Annotated in this window: 24 protein-coding genes and 2 rRNA genes; 1 reads left to right on the top strand and 25 read right to left on the bottom strand. The window is 40.6% G+C overall.

The window, feature by feature from the left end; translation table 11 throughout:
- Nucleotides 1-62: 62 nt before the first annotated feature.
- From ispE to metG, 9 genes are all read right to left on the bottom strand, one after another.
- Nucleotides 63-917, bottom strand: coding sequence for a 4-(cytidine 5'-diphospho)-2-C-methyl-D-erythritol kinase (gene ispE, locus KHA88_RS20510; protein WP_213100122.1), 855 nt, complete (start codon nucleotides 915-917; stop codon nucleotides 63-65).
- A gap of 141 nt (nucleotides 918-1,058) precedes the next feature.
- Nucleotides 1,059-1,244 carry a small, acid-soluble spore protein, alpha/beta type gene (locus tag KHA88_RS20505; protein ID WP_213122753.1) on the bottom strand — a complete coding sequence of 62 codons (186 nt, stop codon included), beginning with the start codon at nucleotides 1,242-1,244 and terminating at the stop codon, nucleotides 1,059-1,061.
- 284 nt (nucleotides 1,245-1,528) lie between these two features.
- A complete protein-coding gene (gene veg / locus KHA88_RS20500; protein ID WP_213100093.1) occupies nucleotides 1,529-1,798 on the bottom strand; it encodes a biofilm formation stimulator Veg in 270 nt (89 codons plus the stop codon).
- 248 nt (nucleotides 1,799-2,046) lie between these two features.
- A complete protein-coding gene (yabG, locus tag KHA88_RS20495) occupies nucleotides 2,047-2,937 on the bottom strand; it encodes a sporulation peptidase YabG (protein WP_213100092.1) in 891 nt (296 codons plus the stop codon).
- Nucleotides 2,938-3,001: 64 nt separating this feature from the next.
- Nucleotides 3,002-3,880: a 16S rRNA (adenine(1518)-N(6)/adenine(1519)-N(6))-dimethyltransferase RsmA gene (gene rsmA / locus KHA88_RS20490; RefSeq protein ID WP_213100091.1), complete on the bottom strand. Its 879-nt coding sequence runs from the start codon at nucleotides 3,878-3,880 to the stop codon at nucleotides 3,002-3,004.
- Nucleotides 3,880-4,437, bottom strand: a complete 558-nt coding sequence (gene rnmV / locus KHA88_RS20485) for a ribonuclease M5 (RefSeq protein WP_213108807.1) — start codon at nucleotides 4,435-4,437, stop codon at nucleotides 3,880-3,882. The genes rsmA and rnmV overlap by 1 nt, the downstream gene beginning before the upstream one ends.
- Before the next feature lie 198 nt (nucleotides 4,438-4,635).
- On the bottom strand, nucleotides 4,636-5,868 hold the full coding sequence (locus tag KHA88_RS20480) for a resuscitation-promoting factor (RefSeq protein WP_249313353.1): 1,233 nt from the start codon (nucleotides 5,866-5,868) through the stop codon (nucleotides 4,636-4,638).
- 224 nt (nucleotides 5,869-6,092) lie between these two features.
- A complete protein-coding gene (locus KHA88_RS20475) occupies nucleotides 6,093-6,860 on the bottom strand; it encodes a TatD family hydrolase (protein WP_213100089.1) in 768 nt (255 codons plus the stop codon).
- A 175-nt stretch (nucleotides 6,861-7,035) separates the two neighbouring features.
- Nucleotides 7,036-8,994 carry a methionine--tRNA ligase gene (gene metG, locus KHA88_RS20470; RefSeq protein WP_213100088.1) on the bottom strand — a complete coding sequence of 653 codons (1,959 nt, stop codon included), beginning with the start codon at nucleotides 8,992-8,994 and terminating at the stop codon, nucleotides 7,036-7,038.
- Between the two features lie 301 nt (nucleotides 8,995-9,295).
- Between metG and abrB the strand changes: the two genes are divergently transcribed.
- Nucleotides 9,296-9,574 (top strand): transition state genes transcriptional regulator AbrB, encoded by a 279-nt coding sequence (gene abrB, locus KHA88_RS20465; protein WP_213100087.1) that lies wholly within the window; start codon nucleotides 9,296-9,298, stop codon nucleotides 9,572-9,574.
- A 47-nt stretch (nucleotides 9,575-9,621) separates the two neighbouring features.
- On the opposite strand, the gene KHA88_RS20460 is transcribed toward abrB, so the two are convergent.
- The 16 genes from KHA88_RS20460 to KHA88_RS20385 form a co-directional block, all read right to left on the bottom strand.
- Nucleotides 9,622-10,752: a bifunctional cystathionine gamma-lyase/homocysteine desulfhydrase gene (locus tag KHA88_RS20460; RefSeq protein ID WP_213100086.1), complete on the bottom strand. Its 1,131-nt coding sequence runs from the start codon at nucleotides 10,750-10,752 to the stop codon at nucleotides 9,622-9,624.
- Between the two features lie 2 nt (nucleotides 10,753-10,754).
- Nucleotides 10,755-11,678, bottom strand: a complete 924-nt coding sequence (locus tag KHA88_RS20455; protein ID WP_213122752.1) for a PLP-dependent cysteine synthase family protein — start codon at nucleotides 11,676-11,678, stop codon at nucleotides 10,755-10,757.
- A gap of 3 nt (nucleotides 11,679-11,681) precedes the next feature.
- Nucleotides 11,682-12,149 (bottom strand): S-ribosylhomocysteine lyase, encoded by a 468-nt coding sequence (locus KHA88_RS20450; protein ID WP_213100084.1) that lies wholly within the window; start codon nucleotides 12,147-12,149, stop codon nucleotides 11,682-11,684.
- Between the two features lie 2 nt (nucleotides 12,150-12,151).
- The gene (locus KHA88_RS20445; protein ID WP_213122751.1) at nucleotides 12,152-12,799 is read right to left on the bottom strand and encodes a class I SAM-dependent DNA methyltransferase; all 648 of its coding nucleotides are present in this window, start codon (nucleotides 12,797-12,799) and stop codon (nucleotides 12,152-12,154) included.
- Nucleotides 12,800-13,066: 267 nt separating this feature from the next.
- Entirely contained in the window at nucleotides 13,067-13,948 is an 882-nt protein-coding gene (gene rsmI / locus KHA88_RS20440) for a 16S rRNA (cytidine(1402)-2'-O)-methyltransferase (RefSeq protein WP_213122750.1), read from the bottom strand.
- Entirely contained in the window at nucleotides 13,926-14,213 is a 288-nt protein-coding gene (locus tag KHA88_RS20435) for a GIY-YIG nuclease family protein (RefSeq protein WP_213100081.1), read from the bottom strand. Before KHA88_RS20435 ends, rsmI begins: the two co-directional genes overlap by 23 nt.
- On the bottom strand, nucleotides 14,197-14,943 hold the full coding sequence (locus KHA88_RS20430) for a tRNA1(Val) (adenine(37)-N6)-methyltransferase (RefSeq protein ID WP_213122749.1): 747 nt from the start codon (nucleotides 14,941-14,943) through the stop codon (nucleotides 14,197-14,199). Before KHA88_RS20430 ends, KHA88_RS20435 begins: the two co-directional genes overlap by 17 nt.
- A 244-nt stretch (nucleotides 14,944-15,187) precedes the next feature.
- Nucleotides 15,188-15,553 carry a DNA replication initiation control protein YabA gene (yabA, locus tag KHA88_RS20425; RefSeq protein WP_213100079.1) on the bottom strand — a complete coding sequence of 122 codons (366 nt, stop codon included), beginning with the start codon at nucleotides 15,551-15,553 and terminating at the stop codon, nucleotides 15,188-15,190.
- 13 nt (nucleotides 15,554-15,566) lie between these two features.
- The gene (locus KHA88_RS20420; protein ID WP_213100078.1) at nucleotides 15,567-16,394 is read right to left on the bottom strand and encodes a PSP1 domain-containing protein; all 828 of its coding nucleotides are present in this window, start codon (nucleotides 16,392-16,394) and stop codon (nucleotides 15,567-15,569) included.
- Entirely contained in the window at nucleotides 16,387-17,394 is a 1,008-nt protein-coding gene (gene holB / locus KHA88_RS20415) for a DNA polymerase III subunit delta' (RefSeq protein WP_213100077.1), read from the bottom strand. The genes KHA88_RS20420 and holB overlap by 8 nt, the downstream gene beginning before the upstream one ends.
- Before the next feature lie 94 nt (nucleotides 17,395-17,488).
- Nucleotides 17,489-17,818, bottom strand: coding sequence for a cyclic-di-AMP receptor (locus KHA88_RS20410; protein ID WP_213100076.1), 330 nt, complete (start codon nucleotides 17,816-17,818; stop codon nucleotides 17,489-17,491).
- A 92-nt stretch (nucleotides 17,819-17,910) separates the two neighbouring features.
- Nucleotides 17,911-18,549 (bottom strand): dTMP kinase, encoded by a 639-nt coding sequence (gene tmk, locus KHA88_RS20405; RefSeq protein ID WP_213108812.1) that lies wholly within the window; start codon nucleotides 18,547-18,549, stop codon nucleotides 17,911-17,913.
- Nucleotides 18,550-18,618: 69 nt separating this feature from the next.
- On the bottom strand, nucleotides 18,619-20,049 hold the full coding sequence (locus tag KHA88_RS20400) for an aminotransferase class I/II-fold pyridoxal phosphate-dependent enzyme (protein WP_213122748.1): 1,431 nt from the start codon (nucleotides 20,047-20,049) through the stop codon (nucleotides 18,619-18,621).
- 80 nt (nucleotides 20,050-20,129) lie between these two features.
- On the bottom strand, nucleotides 20,130-20,303 hold the full coding sequence (locus KHA88_RS20395) for a sigma factor G inhibitor Gin (protein ID WP_213100073.1): 174 nt from the start codon (nucleotides 20,301-20,303) through the stop codon (nucleotides 20,130-20,132).
- Between the two features lie 555 nt (nucleotides 20,304-20,858).
- Nucleotides 20,859-20,975 (bottom strand): 5S ribosomal RNA (rrf, locus tag KHA88_RS20390).
- Between the two features lie 71 nt (nucleotides 20,976-21,046).
- Nucleotides 21,047-23,976 (bottom strand): 23S ribosomal RNA (locus tag KHA88_RS20385).

The raw sequence follows: 23,976 nt of genomic DNA, 5'->3' as shown, positions 1-23,976 counted from the left end.
TTATTATTATGAATATACATTATTGTACGGTTATAAGCAAGATTTGGAGGGATAATCTCTCATTATTCACCTAACATTCTAACTGCAAATACTTGATCACAAAAACCACGTAGTCCGTTATAAATACGCTGTAGCCTTGAATCATGCTGGACAAGGCCAAATACAGTAGGTCCACTTCCGCTCATTAACACGGCATCCGCACCAAATTTCTCCATTTGCGTTTTAATATGCATCACTTCGGGATGCATATTTAATGTAACTTTTTCTAAAGCATTGCCTAAATGACTGCAAATGTCTTTGTACTGTTGATTTTCAATTGCTTTCACCATAGCTGCCGTATTTGGATGTTCGATATTTTCAATATTTAAATTTCTGTATACATCCGCCGTAGAAACACCAATGGACGGCTTTGCTAATATTACCCAGCAATTGGGCGGTGCAGGCAGCCTTGTGATTTTTTCCCCTCGACCACGTGCTAAGCCCGTCCCTCCATGAACACAAAAAGAAACATCTGAACCGATCTCGGAGCCAAGATCCGCTAATTCATCCATTGATAGTTGCAGTCCCCAAAGAATATTTAATCCTCTTAAAGTCGCTGCAGCATCGCTGCTACCACCTGCAAGGCCAGCAGCTACAGGAATCGCTTTATCAATGGAGATAGCAACCCCTTGTTTAATTTTAAATCTTTCCTTAAGGAGCTTTGCAGCCTGATAGGCAAGATTTCGTTGGTCATCAGGAACAAATCGATTATGGGAAATGATTTCAATCCGACCATCAGTCGTTTCGGAAAGTTCAATCCTGTCCGCTAAATCTATTGTTGTCATGACCATTTCTACTTCATGATATCCATCTGGGCGCTTGCCAAGTACGTCTAAAGATAAATTAATTTTGGCCGGTGCCTTCATTAAAAGTTTCATTGTCTTCACCTGCTTGTCTTTCCGTCTCATCATTTTCCCCATTTTAACATGAAACAAGCCGGTACATAAATAATTATCAAAAAAACCGAAGCGGATGCCTCGGTTTAGCGGGTAGTTCATTGTTTATTGGTTTGAAAAATATCAACCATTGTTATTTTCGCCGGCGAGTCGCTCTTGTGCAATTTCAATGGCACGTTTAACCATATTTCCTGCATCCCTTGCTTTGATGCCGCCCCAACCTTCCTCCTGAACAACATCATAAAAGCCGAGCTCTTTTGCCAACTCCACTTTCAATTGATCCGACATAATCCCTCTTCTTCGCCCCAAAACAAATTCCCCCTTAGCCCGCTTTTATAGTGTGGGTAAATCATTTCAAAATTATCGCGGGAATTTTTTCTTAATGAGAAAGGCGTAAGCGCCTTGTTCAGCCCCGACAAGCAAATGTTCTGATCCAACAAAAGTCCGATCTTGACTTTTATTGGATCAGGTTATTTGACCTCGAGGGGCTAGGCGCTGCAGCTGGACGACTACACACTTTGTTAAAACTGATCTACATCTTGATATTTTATAGTTTTGTTTTAAACAAAAAACAGCAGTAAACATAATAATGTTTACTGCTGTCCTAGTGCTAAATTCCCTGCTGTATCTTCGTAGAATGTAAGTTCAACCGTTTCAGTAAGTACATCTGCATAGCTGTATGAAACCCGCTCAAACGCATTTTCTTCCTGGTCTAATTCGATGACAAAAACTGATGGATAAGTTTCTGCCAAAACCCCGGAACGCTCAATGGTTTTTCTGCGACCCCCATTGGCTTTTAACATTAATCTCTTACCCAAGTTTGAATCAAGGGATTTTTTAATGCTTGCTAATGTTTTTGGCATTTCGCTCCACCTCACTGATTATAATCATACCACAGTGCAGCAAAAAGGTCAAATAAATTATTTATTTTATCAATGAAACCTATCCTTTGTCAATGGTTTTTTTTCTACAATATGACCTAAATTGCAACATTTTTATTATGCTTCAATTCAGTATTTTTATGTACGCTATAAAGTGCCCTCGTCATTACGGAATAACGAAAAGCATTGGCTCCTATTCACCAATGCTTTCGCATCGTTTATAAAAGTAATCATTCATCGATAATTGGTTTAAACGGTGCTCCTGTTCTCAAAACGCCTTTTGTTTCTATTCCTCCTAGACCTTTCTCACCGGTAAGTGTATTTCTCAGCACATCCCATACGTTAATTCTTTCCATAAATGGCGTAAAGCTAATTTTGGAAACAATATAGACTGGATCCAGTGCATGGATATTAACCCGAAGTGGGGAACTTGCAAAATTGGCTCCTGCATAAATGAGGGATTCAAAATGCGATTGGCATGCACCAGCAAAAACAACTAACTGATCCAGATTTGGAACCTTTTTTCGAGCCTCTTTTACCGTTTCGACAAAATACTTCGAATGACGGTAAGCATTTAAATCAATCTTTTTCCCTTTCGTCTTTGAATAGGCATCATGGCCAGTAATAACAAGAATATCGGGACGGTATTGTTCGATTAATGATCCAACGCGCAGATGCATTTCTTTTTCATTACAATGGATTCCAACTACAGAAACGCCAAGTCTTTCATATAAGTCGAGACATTTTTGCAAATATGTGGGGTCCCCGTCAAGATGAAGCACTCGCCCGGGAACTTGAAAATAATTAAAATCCCGTTTATAGCCTGATGTTGCATTAAATTCCTGTTCCAGCCGGAGCAAATCAATGTCCTGCCTAAACAATTCAAATGACTGCTCTTCAAGCGTACGCACTTGAGAGGTTCTCTTTGTCCGTTCTAAATCATTAATCGGGACTAAATCATCGATCGGTGCATCCGCTTCGAGCCGATAATCTTCACCGTATAATATCGCCACTTTTTGACCGTTAATCTCCATGATATCGATGACTCTAAATAAAATGTCACACTGATGGGACAAGCGGCCGACAATCATATTGATTTCAATCACGGTCGTCAACTCCATTGAAAAGCAGAATAAAATTCATACTCGTCATAGGCTATGCGGACGACTCGAGCCTTGTGCTTGTTTAGTGAAATGATACTAAAAGAGCATCGCTCAATGCCCCAAACTCTTGGATGGAAAGTGTTTCTCCTCTTCTCGAAGGGTCAACCCCAGCTGTCATTAATGCGTTTAAGATTATTTCCTTCTTTTCTTTACCGTTCGGTAGACCACTCGTTAAATTGTTTAAAATGGTTTTGCGGCGCTGTGCAAATGACATTCTTGTGATTTCAAAGAAGAACGCCTCATTTTTCACTTCTACGGCAGGCTTTTCTCGCTTCATTAACCGAATGACTGCTGAGTCTACATTTGGCTGCGGCATAAAAACGGACTTAGGAACGATCATGACAGTCTCTGCCGTTGTGTAATACTGAATGGCGATGGATAATGATCCATATTCTTTTGTACCTGGTTTGGCCGCTATCCTATCACCAACTTCTTTTTGCAGCATGACGACAATCCCACGTAACGGCAGATTCTCTTCTAATAATTTTAAAATAATCGGTGTCGTGACATAATACGGAAGATTGGCTACAACCATTACATCATCGACATCTGTAAATTGTTCCGCAATCGCGGTTTTCAAATCCGCCTCCAAAATATCTTGGTGAACAATATTTATATTGTCATACGGAGAAAGCGTGTCTTCTAGAATCGGAAAAAGACGTTGATCAATTTCAAAAGCAACTACCTTTTTACTTGCTCTCGCCAAATGTTCTGTTAAGGCACCGATCCCCGGTCCGACTTCAATAACACCTGAATCTTTCGTCAACTCGGCAAATCCCGTAATATTGCGTAAAATATTTGGATCAATTAAGAAATTCTGGCCAAGGCTCTTTTTAAAGGAAAATCCATATTTATTTAAAATTTCTTTCGTACGTATCGGTGTAGCAATATCTTTTTGCATTAGTCTTGTTCCTCCTGTAAAACGCTCTTTAAGGCTTCAACGAACTCCTCTTTGGAGATTTGGAACATCATTAATCGTTTATGAAGCTGCTTTCCGTTAGTATAGCCGATTTTTAATAATTCCCCGATTCGCATTCTACGAACCTTCGCTTTTGGACCTCCAATTAAACCGGCATCGATTAAATCATCTTTAGAAATCCACTCTGGAGCATAAGCTTCCATGGCTTGAGCATCCTTTAGTGCCTCTTGAATGACGCTTGGCGGAGCGTGTTCCACTCCTAAGCCGCGCCCATACGCTGGAATGGCATGTTTTTTATCAATAAAGGCATGTTTACAGTCTGGTACATGCTCTACGATGAATTTCCGAATTTTTTCACCGGGAAAATCAGGATCTGTCAAAACGATGACGCCCCTTACCTTTTGTGCCAATTTAATCTTCTCAATTGTTTCCATAGAAACCGCTGATCCATTTGTTTCAATTGTGTCTGCATTTACTGCTCTTTGAATGGCCCTTGTATCATCTTTGCCTTCAACCACAATAATTTCTTTAATTTTCATATTTCCTCCAAAACATTGAAACATTTTATATACTATAGACGTCTAATCTATAGAGATGGTTTTCCCCTATCTTCTTACCGAAAATCTTCTTAGCCATAAGTTAAGAAGGTTTTCGGCAATATCTTTAAATTATAACCCTCTTTTTAAGAAAATGGAAAAAGCAGAGGAATCATTCTCCCCTGCCCAATCATAAAATATTTAATTTAATACACGAATTTTAACTTGTTTCCTGCCGAATCGATATGCCTGCTCTTTTGAAGGTACAAATAGGTCAATTCGATTGCCTTTAATTGCCCCACCAGTGTCTCCGGCAACAGCGTAGCCATAACCTTCCACCCACACTTTAGATCCTAATGGAATGACACTTGGATCTACAGCAATGACCTTAAGGTTAGGATTAGCGCGCAAGTTGATTCCTGTTGCAGTTATACCTGAACATCCGTTGCAATATGCGGTATATGCTGTAGCATTTACATACATCTCTTTACCGCCAATAGAAGCATCGTTTTCGGATGATCCAGTGGCCGTTGTTGATTTACCACGGGATACTTGTGCCACAAGTACTTTTGTACCTACAGACACTATTTTATTTTGGCTTTCTCTCACGGTAGTTTCTTTAACTAGCCTTCTCGTCACTTCTTTACCGTTTTCTTTCGTGATCTCAAACTCTTTTTTCAAGAGTCCTTCTTTTCCTTCTTGGACTACTTTTTCCGCACCTTGACTCATGTTCGAATCCTTCTTCGTTACAACTGCAAAATCAATCGGTTCTTCCACTACATCGGTGACTTTTTCAACGCGGACGATTTTAATGACACCGTTTGGCTCCACGTTATCGCTCAGATCTGGCTTTACTTTATCCAGCTTACCGAGTTTAACTCCTTGTTGCTTTAAAAAGTCAGCGACCGTAGTCGAAGTGGCCCATACATTTTCCTTTTTCTTACCATTTTTTAATACAAGCGGAAAAGCGCGATCTATGACCAGTTTCTGATTTTCAGAAATGGGTTCATCTAGCGTAAAATTGATTTTATCGTGAACATTTATTGCAATTTCTTGGTCTTTCAAAAATTCATCCACTGTATGAGTTGTCGTCCAAACACTTTCTTCCGTTTCGCCATCTTTTACTATGACCATTTTGGCCGGTTCAAACACAACATTCAACTTGTTTTTGACAAGCGTATCCACGGGGTGGGATAAAAAGTCGTCTTTATTGACTGATACTTGAAGATCCTTGAGAATTTCCCCAATCGTATCTGCATGGGTTTTCACAACCATTTTTTCTCCATCGACTGTCAATGCCACCGTTTTCTTTGTTCCTTCGAAAACCAGTAAACTTAAAGTAGCTGTAAACACTATGAAACTAGCAATAAAAATACCTATTTTTTTTCGGCTCATTGATGAAAAAATTGAGTATTTTGGTGGTTTTGTGTTCAAAAAACACGCCTCCTTCTTCTCCGAGAGATTATACGAATATCGTTTGCCGATTGCCGTTCACATCCTTTCCCGTAAGATATGCCTTATTATGCACAGGGTGGGATGAAAAGAAAAGGGTGAGTTATCGACAATATCAGCCTTCGGAGAAGCAAATAATTTGTTGAATTTCCTGAAACTCTATTAAAACCATGCGATTAGTCTTTTATTAAAACTAAAGTTTTTTGTCAATCAATGCCGAATACTTTTTTTGCATTTGCTGTAGTGACATGTGCTACTTCTTCAAAGTCAATCCCTTTAATTTCTGCAATTTGTTCCGCTACGAGCCTTACATAAGCAGGCTCATTTCTTTTGCCTCGATAAGGATGTGGAGCAAGGTACGGGCAGTCTGTTTCAATAAGCAGACGATCAATCGGCACTTGATCTGCCACTTCTTTTGGTGTTTTAGCATTTTTAAATGTAACTGGACCTCCAAGAGAAATATAGAAATTTAATTCTAAACATCGTTTTGCCGTTTCAGCACTCCCACTGAAACAATGCATGATGCCGCCAACTTCCTTGGCATTTTCCTCTTGTAAAATCTGAACAATGTCTTGCGTAGCATCACGATTATGTATAATGATTGGCATTTTTAGTTTTTTAGCTAGCTTGATTTGTTTACGGAACACTTCTTTCTGGATATCTTTCGGTGATTTATCCCAATGATAGTCCAGTCCCATTTCGCCTAAAGCAACTACTTTGGGATGTGCCGCAATTTCTTCAAGCCATTCGAGATCTTCTTCTGTCATATCTATTGCATCAACGGGATGCCATCCAACACTCGCATAAATAAAGTCATATTCCTCGACAATTTCGAGTGCTTTAGTGATCGTTTTTCGATCAAAGCCAACGACTACCATGTATTCTACACCTTCAGCCTTGGCACGTGCGATCACTTCTTCAATATCATCAGCGAATTGTTCATCATTTAAATGGACATGTGTATCAAATAACATAGTTAAAATCTCCTTATTAGAGTATACGCCATAATTTCGTAACATTTATCACAGCAAGATAACATTCCTATTACAAATAAAATAACATAGAGAGATGATCTAAAAAGGATTTTTCCATTGACATCTCCCTATGTTATTGAGTTGTTAACTTACATAATTATCAAATATATTACATTTACTTTACAAGCGCACCGTTTTCGAGTGTGCTATCTACACTTGCAAGGGAAAGAATGCCATTTTTCTCTCCTGCAAGGATCATCCCCTGTGATAATTCTCCGCGCAGCTTAACAGGTTTTAAGTTTGCTACAACAATTACTTTTCGTCCGATCAGATCTTCCGGTTTGTAAAATTCAGCAATACCTGAAACAACTTGGCGCTTCTCATACCCAAGATCCAATTGGAGCTTAAGTAATTTATTTGTCTTCTTCACTGGCTCACAGTGAATGACTTCAGCCACTCTGAGTTCCACTTTCATAAAATCATCAATGGATATTTCCGGGCTTTGCTCAATTTTTTCTTCTTCTTTTTCTTCAGCTGCAGGAGTAGTACCTTTCATTTGGTCTTTAATAAACGCAATTTCGTCTTCCATTTCCAGACGAGGGAATATAGGTTCTCCTTTTTCAACAACGGATGTGTTTTCAGGGATTGCTCCAAATTTCGATAAGCTTTCCCAAGAAGTAAATTGTTCATTATTTATATTTAGCTGTTCAAATATTTTCCCAGGCGTTTTTGTTAAAAATGGTTTTAGCAAAATAGCAATTCTTCTTAAGGATTCAGCTAGATGAACCATTACACTTGCCAGTTCATCCCTCTTATCCTCATCTCGAGCCAATATCCATGGCTGTGTTTCATCGATATATTTATTTGTTCTGCTGATTAATTGCCATACGGCAGATAAAGCAACAGAAAATTCCATTCTCTCCATCGCTTCTTCGTATTGATTGATCGTTGCTTCATTCACTTGATGCAAGTCATAGTCGAATTCTGTAATAGAACCTTGATAAGTTGGAATCTTACCACCAAAATATTTATTAATCATAGCGACTGTTCTGTTTAGTAAATTTCCTAAATCATTCGCCAAGTCAAAGTTAATCCTTTCGACAAATCCTTCCGGTGTAAATACACCATCCGAACCGAATGGAACTTCCCTTAATAAATAGTAACGAAGTGCGTCAAGCCCAAAACGATCAATTAATGTCACAGGATCAACGACATTTCCTTTTGATTTCGACATTTTTCCATCTTTCATGAGCAGCCAGCCATGGGCAAACACTTGCTTTGGCAGTGGAAGATCAAGAGCCATCAACATAATCGGCCAATAAATCGTATGGAAACGAACGATTTCTTTTCCAACAAGATGAACATCCGCAGGCCAATATTTTAAGTATTTCGCATCGTTATCTGATCCATACCCAAGCGCTGTAATATAGTTTGATAATGCATCAATCCAAACATAGATGACATGCTTCGGATTCCCAGGTACCTTAATACCCCAATCAAATGTCGTTCTTGATACAGCTAAATCCTCAAGACCTGGTTTAATAAAATTATTGATCATTTCATTTTTCCTTGATTCAGGTTGGATGAATCCAGGATTTTCTTCGTAATATTGAAGCAATCTGTCTGCATATTTACTCATTTTAAAGAAGTAAGATTCTTCTTTTACTTTTTCAACAGAACGGCCGCAATCAGGGCAATTTCCATTTTCTAATTGGCGTTCAGTGAAAAAAGATTCACATGGTGTACAGTACCATCCTTCATATACGTCGAGATAAATATCGCCTTGATCAAGGAAACGTTGAAATATTTTTTCAACAAGTTCTTTATGTCGCGTTTCTGTTGTCCTGATGAAGTCATCATAAGAAATATCAAGACGACCCCAAAGCTCCTTAATCCCGCCCACAATTTCATCTACATAAGCTTGAGGCGTAACGCCGCTTTCTTCGGCCTTTTTTTGAATTTTTTGTCCGTGTTCATCGGTTCCTGTCAAATACATGACATCATATCCACGCATTCTCTTATAGCGTGCCATCGCATCACCGGCAACAGTCGTATATGCGTGTCCTATATGTAAATTTCCGCTTGGATAATAAATAGGAGTCGTTAAATAAAACGTCTTTAATTTCTCTTTCATACAAGTCCCCTCCATCTTAATAAAATAAGCTTCTGATTATATTATACCATTCGCATCATAACCTCATATATCATCAAAATATACGTGAAAATAAACCTTTACGCAACTTATCCAATTTTAATTGAAAGGGCTTTTTAAAAAAGATGTGGTTATTCGTTTGGATACTTTTACCAACATTTTTATAATTGACGTTTTTTGGAAGGATTGGTATGATGAAAACGGTAAAAAAATATTGTCGAAAAATGGCGATTACGTTAAAAATATATAAATATAATATGAGATATTTGGGGAGGAATTTGGAATGAAATCTACTGGAATTGTACGGAAAGTCGATGAGCTTGGTAGAGTCGTGATCCCGATTGAACTTCGTCGTACTTTGGGGATTGAAGAAAAAGATGCACTTGAGATCTATGTTGACGATGAAAAAATTATATTGAAAAAATATAAGCCAAGCATGACTTGTCATATTACTGGGGATGCCTCTGATGAAAATGCTCTTTTTGCTGGCGGAAAATTGGTTCTTAGCCGTGAAGGTGCTGACCAATTAATTAAAGAAATACAGGACGCTTTTAAAAAATAATACGTAAAAAAATCCGGTTCGATAATGAACCGGATTTTTTAAATTTATTACGCTAAAGCATTCTCTAAATCTTCCAATAAGTCTTCGACATCTTCCAACCCTACGGAGATGCGGACTAAGCCGTCCTCAATTCCAAGTTCTATCCTTCTTTCACGCGGGATCGAGGCGTGGGTCATTAAAGCAGGAATAGATATTAAACTTTCCACTGCTCCTAAGCTTTCAGCGAGTGTAAAATATTGAACCTTATTTAATAAAGTTAATGCTTTTTCTTCACTTTCAACAGTAAAGGAAATCATCCCACCAAAGCCTTCTGCCTGTCTTTTGTGGACTTCATAACCCGGATGACTTTCAAATCCCGGGTAAAATACTTTTCCAACTGCTGAATGACCAGTTAAAAATTCCGCAATCACTTTTGTATTCGCTTCGATCTCTTCCATTCTAATGCCAAGCGTTTTAATTCCCCTCATTAACAACCAGCTATCCTGTGGACCAAGCACTCCACCCGTAGAATTTTGGATGAAATGCAGCTCTTCGCCAATTTTCTCATCAGCCGTAACGAGTAGTCCCGCTACAACATCACTATGTCCACCTAAATATTTTGTTGCACTATGGAGAACAATGTCTGCGCCTAAAGAAATAGGATTTTGCCAATAAGGCGTACTAAATGTGTTGTCCACTATAAGCATAAGATTCTGCTCTTTTGCAATTGTACTGACAGCTTGTAAATCCGTAATTTTCAATAGCGGATTAGTTGGTGTCTCAATATAGATCGCTTTCGTATTCGGAAGAATAGCTTCCTTCACTTTATTCAAATCTGTCGTATCAACAAATGTAACGTCAATGCCAAAGCGATTGAAAACTTTCGTCATGACTCGAAACGTTCCGCCATACACATCATCTGTAAGGATGAGGTGATCACCTGAAGAGAAAAGCTGCACAACAGCGGTAATAGCTGCCATGCCGGAACCAAAAGCGAATCCTCTTTTGCCGCCCTCAATATCAGCAATCAGCTTTTCAAGTGCTTCTCTTGTCGGATTACCTGTCCGAGCATACTCATATTTAAAATTCCCCACCCCATCTTGCTTAAATGTACTAGCTTGATAGATTGGTATTGAAACGGCGCCAGTATATGGATCGCGGCTTACTCCACCATGGATCAGCCTTGTTTTCTTTTTCAACGTCAATTCACCTCATCATATATATGATTGCTAATGTATCGTTCACTGCTGTCTGGAAAAATAGTCACAATATTTGTGCCTGGTTTAGCTTTTTCCGCTTCTCTTAAACTAGCAGCTAATGCTGCGCCCGAGGAACTCCCTACTAATAAACCTTCAAGTTTTGCTATTTCCTGAAGATGTGCGAACGCTTCTTCATCTGAGATTGTATAGATTTCATCAAAAAACTCTCGGTCCATGAATGGAGGCAAAAATTCCATTCCGATTCCCTCTGTTCGGTGAGACCCGGCCTTTCCTCCATTCAAAATCGACCCCTCGGGTTCGACAATGACACATTTCACTCCTGGAATATGTTCCTTTAAATAACGGGATGTGCCCATAAAAGTGCCTCCCGATCCTGCACCAGCAACAAATATGTCAATGTTACCATTAAGCCCTGCATATAACTCAGGACCCATGCTTTCATAATAAGTGTCAGGATTATCAGGGTTTTGAAATTGGCCGGGATAGAAGGCATCTGGATGCTCAGAAAGGAGTTCCTTCGCTTTTTGGATGGCCCCTTCCATTCCTAGTTCCGTCGGCGTATTGATTACTTCTGCACCAAGCGCTCGCATCAAGGTCTGCTTTTCATGACTGAATTTTTTTGGCGTGATAAAGATTGCTTTTATATCGTATTCAATAGCTGCAAGGGCAAGGCCAATTCCAGTGTTCCCCGCGGTTGGTTCAATAATTGTACCGCCCCTTTGCAGTCTGCCATCTTTCAATGCCTGCTGAAGTAGAAATTTGCCGAGTCTGTCTTTCACACTGCCGCCAGGATTAAAATACTCCAGTTTCGCAAATAATCTGACTCCAGTGGGAAGCGGGTAAGAAGTGATCTCAAGCAGTGGAGTATTTCCTACCAACTCATGAATTTTTTTTGCATATTTCATGATTTAAAATACTTCCGTCCATTCATCACGGTGTGCAAGCATTTTTTTGGCAATTTCTTTCGCCCCCTCAAGGCTATGGCTAGCTGCCCAGCCACATTGCACTTCATTGCATGCAGGCACCTCGGTTGCAGTTAACACATCGTTTAGTGTTTTTTCTACCAATGATAAAATATCTTCATAATCATCATGATTCACCATTGAAAGATAATACCCTGTCTGGCAGCCCATTGGACTGATGTCAACAATTTGATCAGAATGGTTTCTGCTGAATTCAGCCATCATGTGCTCAAGTGAATGTAAAGCTGGCATTTCCAAATGCTCTTTATTTGGCTGGCAAAAACGAAGGTCATATTTGCGGATTACATCACCGTGCCGACCTTCTTTCATACCCGCTAAGCGAATATATGGTGCCTTTACTTTCGTATGGTCCAAATTAAAACTCTCTACATTCATTGTTTTCTTTACAGTCATGTTCAAACACTCCTTTGTTTAATTGCTTCGATAATCCATACAAAATCATTTTTTTGTGTAAAAGAGACAGTAAATCCATGTGATTCGAATATTTCTTTCAATACAGGAATAGTCGTATAAAATTCGGTCTTTAAATCATTGGCAAGCCTATGATATCCCCTGCTTTCTGCAGATATAATCATATTATTTTTGGCAGTTATATCTGCAAACACTGTATCCGCAAATACGATTTTCCCATTATCATTTAGAATGAGGCTATATTGTTTAATTGCAGCAGATTTTTCTTCGTCCGTTAAATGATGAAATGCATATGTGCTTACAATAGTGTCAGTTGTTTCAGTTGGATGAGGAAAATTAAGAAAATCTCCCTCTTTCAAAATAAGGTCCGGTAATTTTTCCTTTGCGACTTTTCGCATTCCGGCTGAGGGTTCTACACCATACACTTGTTTTCCACTATTCAGTAATTTTTCCGTAAGATTTCCTGTACCTACTCCAAACTCAATCACATTTCCTTTTGACTTATTAGACACTTCTTCTAATATATGTGAATAAAGACGAAAAACTTCATTATATTCAGGATCATGCCCCGCTACAGTTTCATCATAGGAACTAGACCATTCATCAAATAACTCATTAAAATCAGTTGCCATGCTTATACCTCCTTTTCAGATAAAAATACTCGGATTTAGTATATTCTTTAATTTAGCATTTGTTGCTTATAAATGCAATACAAAAAGAAAAGCGAAAGCGCCCGTTTAGCGAGTACAAACTTATAGGGATTCTGACGAGATAAAGGAAACACAATGAGCCCTAAAGGGCGAATTGATGTTGACTTATCGTAGGAAGAATCCTGAAGTTTGCTAGTCGCTGGGCGCTGGAGCTAGACAACAAAAAAACTGCCGGCTAATCGACAGTTTTTAATCAGTATTAATATGATACGCTTGATAAACTTCCCGTTTTGAGACGCTTCGATCTTTCGCTGTCAGTTTGATTGCTTCTTTAGACGAAAGACCTTGTTCATCAATATAATGCCGCACATGTTCTTTTAAATCCATGGAATGCCACCACAGCTCATCATCTTCCTCTTGAATGGTTTCTCCTTCTTCGATAATAAGACAGAATTCCCCTCTAACTTCGACATTTTCAGACCATGCCAGAGCTTCTTGTATCGTTCCCCGCAAAAACTCTTCGAACTTTTTTGTCAGTTCGCGGCATAAGACAATCTTCCGGTTTCCTAAAATCTCATGCATCCATTTCAATGTATCCTTTAGACGATGTGGTGCTTCGTAGAAAATAATTGTACCGGATTGTTTCTTCAAGATTTCCAGTTCAGACTTTTTTTCCTTTTTCCCTCTGGACAAAAAGCCATAAAAGTAAAATGGCTGGGGCTTAATTCCTGAAGCAATGAGTGCCGTTAAAGCTGCATTTGCTCCTGGGAGCGGTACGACTGTAATCCCCGCTTCTATCGCTTTTACAGTGATTTCATAACCCGGATCTGAAATGCATGGCATGCCGGCATCACTAACAAGTGCAACTGTCTCGCCCTTTTCCAGCCGCCTTAAAAGCTCCCTGCCGCCCAGCTCTTTATTATGCTCGTGATAACTAATCAAGGGTGTGTTTATTTCAAAGTAATTGCATATCTTCTTGGTGTTACGTGTATCTTCAGCTGCGATGACATTCGCTTCTTTCATGATCCGAATCGCTCGAAAGGTCATATCTTCTAAGTTTCCAATTGGAGTCGGAACCAAATATAATATGCCTTTTTGAGATTTTCCATCAAAACTTTTCTGAATCTGCATCCCACTCACCCGCTTCATTCAAAAATTGCTCTTTTTTTAAACGAGTCAAGCGCTTAAATGAATATTCTGCACGAAGCGCTTCACTCTTATTGTCATATTTTGAGGCATAAATTATTTTCACTGGTTTTCTCATCCTCGTGTATTTTGCCCCTTTTCCACTGTTGTGCTGGGCAAGTCTGCGTTCGAGATCAATCGTATAACCACCGTAATAAGATCCATCATTGCATTCCAGCACATAAAAATAATGGTCATTCTTCATTGCCATATAAGATTTCTCTCACTTCTGACGTATATTCATTCTTTTCGTTATAAACAAAAAGCGGAGGCAATACTTTCAAGCTTGCATTTCCATTTTTAATACCTTCGACTAAAATGGTATTGGCTTCCTTTCCTGCCTTTGGATAAACAAAGCGAAGTCTTTTCGGTTCGAGGCGATATTCCCTCATGAGTGTCAAGATGTCCATGAGCCGTTCAGGCCTATGTACAAATGCCGCTTTTCCTCCCTGCCTTAAAAGTTGGCTGCTTGTCCGAATCACGTCTTCCAGTGTACAAAGAATTTCATGGCGGGCAATGGCCAGATGTTCATTGGCATTAATGACATCCGGTGAAGGAGAAAGAAAATAAGGCGGGTTGCATGTTACGACATCAAACTTGTTATACCCTAATTCACCAGGCATATCTTTTAAATCTCCGTGAATCATCTTTAACCGCTCTTCAAGTCCATTATAGGAGATACTGCGCTTAGCCATATCATATAGCCGCTTCTGAATTTCTACTCCGGTAATATTTGCTTTCGTTTTATTGCTCAGCAGAAGAGGTATCACCGCATTGCCACTGCATAAGTCGATAATATTCCCTTTTTGAATAGGCAAGTAAGTAAAGCGTGCCAGCAATACAGCATCAAGGGAAAAAGCAAAAACAGAAGGGCTTTGGATGATCCGCAAATCCTCTGCAAGCAAATAATCTATACGCTCATCGTTATTAAGTTCTATCAATTGATCTCACTCCTATTAATAAAAGCGCAAGCGCCTTGTTCAGCCTCAGGCAAAAATGTTCTGATGCATAAAAGTCCGGTCTTGACTTTTAATGCATCAGGTTATTTGACCTCGAGGGGCTAGGCGCTGGAGCTAGAGATTAGAAAAGCGCAAGCGCTTCGGGCTAAACATGATAAAAGAGCCTTCCCCATTGCAAAAGAGGAAGGCTTCTCAAAATTATATGGCCTAACATCTGCCATTCCATTTATTTTTTATTTAGAAAGGATAGGCAAAATAGGCAATCTTCATCACGACGGGGGCTGCCAAAATGGACATTACAAATATGGAAGCCTTCTTGATAAAGTCGGGCAAGGTTATCATAACCCTCACCTATCTCCGACATTTTGTCGTATACACTTTTCTTTCGATTTTCTCCATCGTCAGAGGAGGCATCTGGCTCTTGCTGCTCTTGTTCCATATGCTTTCGCAAATGGTCATTTTCAACTTTCAAGGCGTAATTTTCTTCTATTAACTCGGCAAGATATTGTTTAAGCTCTCCAAGCTGCTGATACAAATGGCCAATTTGCATCTCCATGCTGCTAACTGAATCGAAGAACTCCTTTTTATCCATATTTAACACCTCATTATTCAGTGGCCGGAACAGATGTTGCATTTTCATCCTTAATTTCTTCTAAAGTATATTCCAAAACGCCTTCTTGTCCTGATAAATCTACTTGGATTAAACGCTCTAATATATTTAAACCGATGACTTTCCCTGGTCCATCAGGCGTTTTAATCGCCTCACCGACGTCGGGTAATTCAGCTTTTGCAGCTTCATATTCATCGTTTTCATATTTCAAGCAACACATGAGTCGCCCGCAAAGTCCGGAGATTTTCGATGGATTTAATGAAAGGTTCTGGTCTTTTGCCATCTTAATTGAAACTGGCTCAAAATCACCTAGAAAGGTTGAACAGCAAAGCATTCGCCCGCATGGACCAATGCCTCCCAGCATTTTTGCTTCATCTCTAACCCCGATTTGCCTAAGCTCAATTCTCGTCCGGAAAATCGAAGCCAAATCTTTTACAAGGTCCCGAAAATCAACCCGTCCATCGGCAGTAAAATAAAAAATGACCTTATTCCGATCAAATGTATATTCAACATCCACAAGTTTCATATCGAGCTGATGCTCCAAAACCTTATCACAGCAAACTTGATAAGCTTCCTCTGCTGCTTGCTTATTTTCCTCGACATTCAACTGATCTTTTTGGTCAGCCAATCTTACGACCTTTTTCAGTGGCAAAACAACATCATTTTCGTCCACTTGCTTTTTGTCGGTAACAGCTTTTCCATATTCGATGCCACGAGCCGTTTCAACAATCACATAATCATTTTGGCGAATAGGATGGTCTCCCGGATCGAAATAATATATTTTACCGGCTTTTTTAAACCGGACACCTACAACATTATACAAAAGAAGGTCCCCCCTGCAAATTTAGCACAAGCTGTTCCATTAACAGCTGAGGATTGATATTTGCGTTTAATTTCCGTTTTGCTTCCAAAATTGCAGTCATTTGCTCTGACAGCCTTCTTGAAGAAGATTGGAGTGCATCTCCCTTAAACCTGTCCAGTTGGTCCGGATAGACAAGTTGCCCTTCCTTCCCCAATTGAACATAAAGCACATCTTTATATATAAGTAATAAAAGATTTAGTCCCATATCAAGTTGGGCTTTCTCTTTAAAGTGGCTAGTCCATTCATCTTGCAACGATGTCATTGCATAAAGAGGATTTTGCTTCAAGACTTCATATAATTTTAACACTATTTTTCGTGCTTGTGCAAACCAATCATCGCTGTCTAGCTCTAACCCCTCTTGTAAATTATTGGTAATTGCAGCTATGAGCGGGGCTTTTACATGATTTACCCCATTATCTTGCAATTTTTTTATGAATAATTCAGGTGGAAGTGACTTAAAAGCAATCGATTGGCACCTTGATAAAATAGTCGGTAAAATACGCTGTGATTGATCTGTGACAAGGAAAGCCATCGTTTCAGAATTTGGTTCTTCTAAAAATTTTAGTAAGCTATTTGCCGCGGAAATTGTCATTTTCTCAGCATCTATAATGATATATAATTTTTTATTCGATTCTACTCCTGATTTGCTAAACTCCGTCCTTAATGAACGAATTTGCTCTATCTTTATTGATAAACCGTCCGGCTGTACAACATGAACATCAGGATGATTTCCAGTTTTTATTCTTTTGCAATTTATACAAGAGCCACACGGAATGTAGTTATTAATAAGTTTTTCACAAAACAAGGTCTCAGCCATGAGCATGCTTGCTGCCCGCTTACCTGTACCATGGTCACCTTCGAATAAATAAGCATGGGCAACGCGTTTTTTTTCAATACTATTCTTTAACATTTTTGCTGCAAACGGCTGCTCTTGTTCTAAGTCTTGCCAAGTCATGGACATACCCATTCACTCGCTTACCATATAAAAGTTAAGCAGCTAACATAGCTGCTTATTATCTATCTTATAAATAATTACTCTCGATTTTTTTCACCCATCAAAATTGATGAAACTGTTCAATCGGAAGGACAAATACAGTTGCTCCTCCTACGGATACCTCTACTGGATAGGGAATGTATGAATCGGCATTACCGCCCATTGGGGACACAGGAGCCATAAGCTGTTCACGTGATTTACAATTATCCTTGATTACTTGAAGTGCCTTGTTTACTCTGACATCTTCCGTACCGATCATAAATGTTGTATTTCCTGACTTTAAAAAGCCACCTGTGGTTGCAAGTTTTGTCGCTCTAAAATTATTCTCAACTAATGCACTCATCAAACGATTGCTATCCTGGTCTTGTACAACTGCCATAATTAATTTCATTTTCCATTCACCCCTCCATAATATTGTCACTTATCTCTTATTATATTTATTATATCAGCTATCTCTATATGTTACATCGATAATCAGTAATTTTAAAGGTGCAAACGACCAATTAACTTTTCAACTATTTCTTTTGTTTGAGTATAAACTTGCTCCACTTGCTTACTTGCATCTATGGTAATCATTCTTTCTGGAAATTTCTCAAGTAATATATGATATCCTTCTCTTACCTTATAATGAAAGTCGAGATTTTCCAAATCAAGGCGGTTAACCTCGCGTCCTTCGTTATTGCCAATTCTCTCAAAACCAAGCTCAGGTTCAATATCAAAATATAAAGTTTTGTCAGGCATTAATGTTTGAATTGCAAATTGGTTAATTGAAAAAACTTCTTCAATCCCAAGCCCTCTCGCATACCCTTGATAGGCAAGCGAACTATCGATAAATCGATCACATAAAACGATCGTGCCTTCGTTTAAGGCAGGTACCACTTTTTCTACTAAATGTTGCCTTCGTGCTGCTGCGTATAATAACGCTTCTGTACGTGCATCCATTTCAGTATTATTGGGATCCAAAATAACATGTCTAATTTTTTCGGATATTTGGATACCTCCCGGTTCTCGTGTCAAAAGGACTTTGACCCCGAGTTTTTCTAAATCGCTTGCTAATTTTTGTATAATTGTTGTTTTTCCTGCGCCTTCAGGACCTTCAAACGTTATAAATAATCCCTGCATTATTAGCCTCCGTAAGCAGTGCTTGATGTCGTTTTAGTATAACACTGTAACAACTTTTTGACAGCGAAACTACTTGATAAATACTGCAATCTTTTCCGCTTTTATTTCTTCCGTACCACCTTGAAAACGAGCACCGGCTTGTAAAAGCTGTCTTAAACGTGTAATATGCTCAGCTGTGATTTTTTCCCCGGGTAATAGTAAGGGAATGCCTGGCGGGTATGGAATGACCATCTTGGCTGCAATCCTTCCCAATGCTACTTCAAATTTCACCCATTCGTAAGCCATATTCAACATTTCTTTATAGGAAAATGACAATTCAATTATTTTATTTTCTTCTTTATCCAAGTGATTCACTTTTTTTATCTTAGTTGAGCTTCTTATCGTATTCCATGAGAACTGTTTCATTCTTTCAATCGTTTGTTCAAATGGATATTCCTTTTTTTCTTTTAATAAAGGAAGGATAAGCAGCACTTGATATGGATCAGCAAGTTCAGGAAATATACCGATGCCTTCAAGAATAGTTTGCAATTCATATCCAGATAAATAATCATGCCTTAGCAGCAATTTTATTGGATCATGAACGCCTATAACATTAAGACCTGGAATACTTTTTAACTTATCAATAAAAGCATCTTTTTGCCGAAGTGTATAAGCTAAATCATTTTCCGACAAATGTTCAAGGTAGCTACGAGCTACATCTAAAGATGCCATAATAGGATAGGAGGGACTACTTGATTGTAGAACACTTAAATAAAATTCTACCTTTTCGAGTGAGATTCGCTCACTATTTATATGTAAATAGGAACCCATCGTCATGGCGGGCAACATCTTATGAGCTGAGTGTACAGCCATATCGGCTCCGAGTGCTAACGATGAAGGTGGGAAGGGATCTCCCAATTGAAAATGCGGCCCATGTGCCTCGTCAATTAAAACAAGGATATTGTCTTGATGTGCCATCTCAATGATTTTTTTTAATTCGTATGTTTGTCCATAATAATCCGGATATGTAAATATACAAGCTTTTATATTGGGGTATTGATCCAGTGCCTCTCGAACTCTCTTCGCGTCTACCCCTGTAGGAATTAATAGATTTTTGTCGATTTCCGGGGAAATAAATATTGGTTTTACGTTTGCGAGCATGAGTCCATTCAATATTGATTTATGACAATTGCGCTGGACCAGCACTATATCGCCTTCATTACAGGTCGATAAAATCATTGCTAAATTTCCAACGGTGCTTCCATTAACAAGAAAATAACTTTTCTTTGTTTTATATAATTTAGTAAGCCGCTGCTGTGCTTCAGCAATAGCCTCATTTGGGTCATGTAAGTCATCTAAGCCCGTCAGCTCTGTGACATCAAATTCCATAAATTCTTTAAAAGTTGAATCAAATCCGTTATACAGCATTCCATTTTTATGTCCCGGGACATGAAAGGAAATAGGATTATTCGCTTTATGCTTTGCCAATCGTTCATAAAGAGGCATTTGTTTTTGCTCCATCATAAATAACCTCACTTACCTACTTTTCTATATTGTACAATAGAAAAACAAAAAACCAGGCAGTTTAGCTTTTACCTGGTTTACGAAAAGATTTTTGTTTCCTTTATCACTTTTAATTGATTAATATAATAACGATAGGCTGGATCCTTCGTGCTTGTAGCAATCATAGCTTTCTCACAATCTGTGCAAATAAAGGATGTATAAAGATGAATTCCGTGCTTTTGAGGTTCCTCACATATGATACATTTCTTCACAATCCCACCTCCATACACAATAGTTTGCCCATTCTCATGATTTGTATACACAATTTATAACATTTAACCAATTGGAGTAACTCCACTGTAAATTCTATGCACTTAGGACACCTGCTGTGTTTGTACGGTGATTAAAAAGGAAGAAATAAAAACAGGACATAATGTTATTGTGTCTTGTTACTTATTGATTGTAGCAATATCTGTGGTGGCTGAAGAGTGAGATGGAAACCGGAGGTCACTTCTTTATGAGTATTCTTAAAACGGTTTTTTTGGGGTGCCATGAGGACAAAAAAATGCTCCTTATGGATTTGGCTTTCCTCATGAAGCGGGTATGAAGACAGATTACTACTCTTTTTGGATAAGTCTGTCTGCATACAGGCGTTATGAAGACAGATTACTACTCTTTTTGGATAAGTTTGTCTTCATACAGGGGGTATGAAGACAACTTACTACTCTTTTTGGATAAGTCTGTCTGCATAGAGCCTGTATGAGAACAAGCCTTAAAATAAACACAAAAAAACGCGTTATGGATTAAACCATAACGCGTTTTTAGTTGCCTGGCAACGTCCTACTCTTGCAGGGGGAGATCCCCCAACTACCATCGGCGCTGAAGAGCTTAACTTCCGTGTTCGAGATGGGAACGGGTGTGACCTCTTCGCTTTCGTCACCAGACTATTTTGAGGTATTCATTCCCTCAAAACCAGATAAATGAGAAGGTAAACCTTGAAACATTTGTTACATATTTGATTAAGTCCTCGATCGATTAGTATCCGTCAGCTCCATGTATCGCTACACTTCCACACCGGACCTATCAACCTGATCATCTTTCAGGGATCTTACTAGCTTGCGCTATGGGAAATCTCATCTTGAGGGGGGCTTCATGCTTAGATGCTTTCAGCACTTATCCCGTCCGCACATAGCTACCCAGCGATGCTCCTGGCGGAACAACTGGTACACCAGCGGTGCGTCCATCCCGGTCCTCTCGTACTAAGGACAGCTCCTCTCAAATTTCCTGCGCCCGCGACGGATAGGGACCGAACTGTCTCACGACGTTCTGAACCCAGCTCGCGTACCGCTTTAATGGGCGAACAGCCCAACCCTTGGGACCGACTACAGCCCCAGGATGCGATGAGCCGACATCGAGGTGCCAAACCTCCCCGTCGATGTGAACTCTTGGGGGAGATAAGCCTGTTATCCCCGGGGTAGCTTTTATCCGTTGAGCGATGGCCCTTCCATGCGGAACCACCGGATCACTAAGCCCGACTTTCGTCCCTGCTCGACTTGTAGGTCTCGCAGTCAAGCTCCCTTGTGCCTTTACACTCTGCGAATGATTTCCAACCATTCTGAGGGAACCTTTGGGCGCCTCCGTTACACTTTAGGAGGCGACCGCCCCAGTCAAACTGCCTGCCAGACACTGTCTCCCACCCGGATCACGGGTGCGGGTTAGAATGTCAATACAGCAAGGGTAGTATCCCACCAATGCCTCCACCGAAGCTGGCGCTCCGGTTTCCAAGGCTCCTACCTATCCTGTACAAGCTGCACCAACATTCAATATCAGGCTGCAGTAAAGCTCCACGGGGTCTTTCCGTCCTGTCGCGGGTAACCTGCATCTTCACAGGTACTATAATTTCACCGAGTCTCTCGTTGAGACAGTGCCCAGATCGTTGCGCCTTTCGTGCGGGTCGGAACTTACCCGACAAGGAATTTCGCTACCTTAGGACCGTTATAGTTACGGCCGCCGTTTACTGGGGCTTCAATTCGCACCTTCGGTTTACACCTAAGCGCTCCTCTTAACCTTCCAGCACCGGGCAGGCGTCAGCCCCTATACTTCGCCTTGCGGCTTCGCAGAGACCTGTGTTTTTGCTAAACAGTCGCCTGGGCCTATTCACTGCGGCTCTCGCAGGCTTGCACCCGCAAGAGCACCCCTTCTCCCGAAGTTACGGGGTCATTTTGCCGAGTTCCTTAACGAGAGTTCTCTCGATCACCTTAGGATTCTCTCCTCGCCTACCTGTGTCGGTTTGCGGTACGGGCACCTGTTACCTCGCTAGAGGCTTTTCTTGGCAGTGTGGAATCAGGAACTTCGGTACTAAATTTCCCTCGCCATCACAGCTCAGCTTTAGGATGAAGGATTTGCCTCCACCCCGGCCTAACTGCTTGGACGCGCATATCCAACAGCGCGCTTACCCTATCCTCCTGCGTCCCCCCATTGCTCAAACGGTAAAAAGGTGGTACAGGAATATCAACCTGTTGTCCATCGCCTACGCCTTTCGGCCTCGGCTTAGGCCCCGACTAACCCTGAGCGGACGAGCCTTCCTCAGGAAACCTTAGGCATTCGGTGGAAGGGATTCTCACCCTTCTTTCGCTACTCATACCGGCATTCTCACTTCTAAGCGCTCCACCAGTCCTTCCGGTCTGGCTTCACAGCCCTTAGAACGCTCTCCTACCACTGACACTCGAAGGTGTCAGTCCGCAGCTTCGGTGATACGTTTAGCCCCGGTACATTTTCGGCGCAGAGTCACTCGACCAGTGAGCTATTACGCACTCTTTAAATGGTGGCTGCTTCTAAGCCAACATCCTGGTTGTCTAAGCAACTCCACATCCTTTTCCACTTAACGTATACTTTGGGACCTTAGCTGGCGGTCTGGGCTGTTTCCCTCTCGACTACGGATCTTATCACTCGCAGTCTGACTCCCAAGGACAAGTCATTGGCATTCGGAGTTTGTCTGAATTCGGTAACCCGATGAGGGCCCCTAGTCCAAACAGTGCTCTACCTCCAAGACTCTTACCTTGAGGCTAGCCCTAAAGCTATTTCGGAGAGAACCAGCTATCTCCAGGTTCGATTGGAATTTCACCGCTACCCACACCTCATCCCCGCACTTTTCAACGTACGTGGGTTCGGGCCTCCAGTAAGTGTTACCTTACCTTCACCCTGGACATGGGTAGATCACCTGGTTTCGGGTCTACGACCTCATACTCATGCGCCCTATTCAGACTCGCTTTCGCTGCGGCTCCGTCTCTTCGACTTAACCTCGCATGAAATCGTAACTCGCCGGTTCATTCTACAAAAGGCACGCCATCACACATGAATGTGCTCTGACTACTTGTAGGCACACGGTTTCAGGATCTTTTTCACTCCCCTTCCGGGGTGCTTTTCACCTTTCCCTCACGGTACTGGTTCACTATCGGTCACTAGGGAGTATTTAGCCTTGGGAGATGGTCCTCCCGGATTCCGACGGGATTTCTCGTGTCCCGCCGTACTCAGGATCCACTCTGGAGGGAACGAAGTTTCGATTACAGGGCTGTTACCTTCTTTGGCGGGCCTTTCCAGGCCGCTTCGTCTACCCCGTTCCTTTGTAACTCCGTATAGAGTGTCCTACAACCCCAAGAGGCAAGCCTCTTGGTTTGGGCTCTTCCCGTTTCGCTCGCCGCTACTTAGGGAATCGATGTTTCTTTCTCTTCCTCCGGGTACTTAGATGTTTCAGTTCCCCGGGTCTGCCTTCCATTTCCTATGTATTCAGAAATGGATACTACCCCATTACGGGCAGTGGGTTTCCCCATTCGGAAATCTCCGGATCAAAGCTTGCTTACAGCTCCCCGAAGCATATCGGTGTTAGTCCCGTCCTTCATCGGCTCCTAGTGCCAAGGCATCCACCGTGCGCCCTTTCTAACTTAA

This window comes from Lederbergia citrea, from assembly GCF_018343525.1.
Lineage (GTDB): Bacteria > Bacillota > Bacilli > Bacillales > Bacillaceae_C > Lederbergia > Lederbergia citrea.
This window is presented reverse-complemented; position numbering and strand designations above follow the sequence as displayed.